4 protein-coding genes and 1 pseudogene are annotated in these 2,176 nt (G+C 68.3%); all 5 read left to right on the top strand.

Translation table 11 applies throughout. The annotated features are described in order from the left end of the window. Nucleotides 1–131, top strand: a pseudogene (locus ACFY1L_RS55930) (IS5/IS1182 family transposase); the annotation flags it as partial. Nucleotides 132–312: 181 nt separating this feature from the next. Beyond that, nucleotides 313–771, top strand: a complete 459-nt coding sequence (locus ACFY1L_RS55925; RefSeq protein ID WP_388843370.1) for a hypothetical protein — start codon at nt 313–315, stop codon at nt 769–771. Between the two features lie 123 nt (nt 772–894). Continuing rightward, the gene (locus tag ACFY1L_RS55920) at nt 895–1,128 is read left to right on the top strand and encodes a hypothetical protein (RefSeq protein ID WP_388843368.1); all 234 of its coding nucleotides are present in this window, start codon (nt 895–897) and stop codon (nt 1,126–1,128) included. Nucleotides 1,129–1,200: 72 nt separating this feature from the next. Beyond that, nucleotides 1,201–1,512, top strand: a complete 312-nt coding sequence (locus tag ACFY1L_RS55915) for a hypothetical protein (RefSeq protein ID WP_388843366.1) — start codon at nt 1,201–1,203, stop codon at nt 1,510–1,512. Nucleotides 1,513–1,683: 171 nt separating this feature from the next. Beyond that, on the top strand, nt 1,684–2,118 hold the full coding sequence (locus ACFY1L_RS55910; protein WP_388843364.1) for a DAK2 domain-containing protein: 435 nt from the start codon (nt 1,684–1,686) through the stop codon (nt 2,116–2,118). The last annotated feature ends 58 nt before the right edge of the window (nt 2,119–2,176 follow it).

Raw genomic sequence — 2,176 nt, 5'->3', positions numbered from 1 at the left:
CCCGCGAGGAGCCCCGGATCACCCTTCAGATCGTCAAACGCACCGATGAAACAGCGGGGTTCGTGGTGCTGCCGCGCAGGTGGGTGGTGGAAAGGGCTCAGCGCGGCCTTTGCAGAGTACGCGCAGCGGCGTCTGCACATCGAGCACGTCGCGGACCTGACGCTGCTGCTCCTGCCCAGCTGCCTGTACGGGGCCATCCAGGGTCCGAAGACCATGCGCCGTCCCACCTACAACCCTGACGGAACCCCGTTCCACCCGGGTCTGCACATCCTGTGCGGGGCGGTGTATCTGTGGGGCTCTCAGTTTCCGGACATGAGCCGCAGGGGCAAGGCGGGTGTGGTCGCTAGTGTCGCGGCGATGATCGGGGCGAGCTGGTTGTCCTGCCGTCGTGAGCCGGGTGACGGGCCGGCGTTCGTCGCCGAGCTTGTGTGGACCGCGCTGGCCGGGGTGGGCAGTGTGCGTCTGGGCAAGACCATCCGGGACATGGGGGCCCGGGTGACAGACGAGGAAAAGCGACGTACGCAGCAGGCCTGTTACCGCGCGGTGCGGGCCGGCTGGGATCAGCAGCGCCGACGAGTCCGGCTGGTGCGTGACCACCTCAGCGGGCGGTTGGACCGTGTGCTGGAACGGGCGGACGAGTTGGACGCGGTCACCGCGATACAGCTCAAGAGCACGGCTTCCCGGATTCGGCAGGCGACCGAGGCGCTGGACTGTGCCGACGCCCAGCCGCCACGCCAAAGTCCGGCGGAGCAGCTCACACAGGAGGACTGATGCGCTACCTGATCGTTGATGACCGGCCTGAGATGCGTGACGCCCGTGAGATGTGGCTGAGGGAGAGCGCCGACACCGGCGCTGACCTTGCGGTGGCCTCCTGCGCGGCCGTCGACTTCGAGGATGCCCGGGCCCTCGGGGAACGTTGGCGCGACTACGACTGCCTCGTGGTGGACGCACACGACGACCGGCGCGCCTCAGTCCGCGCGCCGGGCGAAGGAAGCCGGGGTCCAGTACCGGGACTACGACCGCTTTCCGGGCCGTGACGTGGTGCTCGCGGCGCGCAGGCACAACCCCGACATGCTCATCATTGCGGTGAGCTACTACGCCCGCCACGAGCGGGACGTTGCCGCTTAGTTTGCCGGTGCGGGGGCTGACTACCTGTTCGGCACCGACCAGGTCCCGGACCGCGAGACCTTCGTTGCGGCGGTGCGTAATCCCCAGCGGCACGAGGAGGCGGTACGGTACGCCCGCAGTGCCTCGACCCGAACCGCGCAGATCTGCGACCTGGTGGCCGCGGCCACCGACGAGCAGCTCGATGTGCTGTTCGACCGGGGGGCGTCCAAGCAGCGGGCCCCGCGGCCGGTCCAGCGGATGATGCAGCAGCTCAAGACGCTTCTCGACGTCGTCGACCAGGGCGGGCCCAAGGCGCCGTACGCCCAGCACCTGCGCAGCAGACTGCGTACGTTCCACCTGCGGCACCTGCCGAACATGGACAACCCGCGCGGAGAGGACTACTGACGACCGCTCCGTATTGCGGCATAAACCCAGGCCCTGGCTGCGGCGGTGGTGCTAGCCTGCCCAGCCACGAGCGAGTGGGGGGCCGCGGTGCGGGGCAACGGGCTGGATCTGCCGGGTTTACGGAGCTGGGCGTGGACCACACAAGGGGAACTGCGTAGACACCGGACCCTTTTGAACACGTTGAACTTCTTCCCGTCCCCGGACCAGGACACGGGAACGAACATGCTGCTCTTCTGGGAGGCGTTCGCCTGCTCGCTGCTGACGGTGCCGGACGACACAACGCCGGGCGACGCGCTGCAGCTGGCCGCCGCGGAGAACTATGTCGTCGTCGGCAACAGCGTCACCATCACCTACCGGTGGCTCAGCGCTTTGGGCGAGTCGCTGAGAGACCTGTCCGTGGTCACCCCGGATCGGCTGGCCTCGGCCCTGGAGGAGGCCGCCCAAGCCGCCCGAGCCCATCTCGCCCATCCCGTCGACGGCACGATGCTCACCGTCTTCGACGCCGCAGCCGAGTCTGCCAGGACCGCCCTGTCCGAAGGTACGACGACGGGGGCTGCCCAGCGCATGGCCTCAGACGCCATCCGCTTTCCGAACGTGATCGTTTAGTTCGGGTGGGTGGGCATGAACTCCCGTTCGTGGCGGGAGAGATGGGCGTGGTTCATCC

Origin of the sequence: Streptomyces sp. NPDC001663, from assembly GCF_042893105.1 — a bacterium.
Lineage (GTDB): Bacteria > Actinomycetota > Actinomycetes > Streptomycetales > Streptomycetaceae > Streptomyces.
This window is presented reverse-complemented; position numbering and strand designations above follow the sequence as displayed.

Excerpts from the sequence above, each read along its gene's own strand:
- ACFY1L_RS55925 (WP_388843370.1), top strand. The coding sequence starts at position 313 with ATGAGCCGCAGGGGCAAGGCGGGTGTGGTCGCTAGTGTCGCGGCGATG.
- ACFY1L_RS55920 (WP_388843368.1), top strand. The coding sequence starts at position 895 with ATGCCCGGGCCCTCGGGGAACGTTGGCGCGACTACGACTGCCTCGTGG.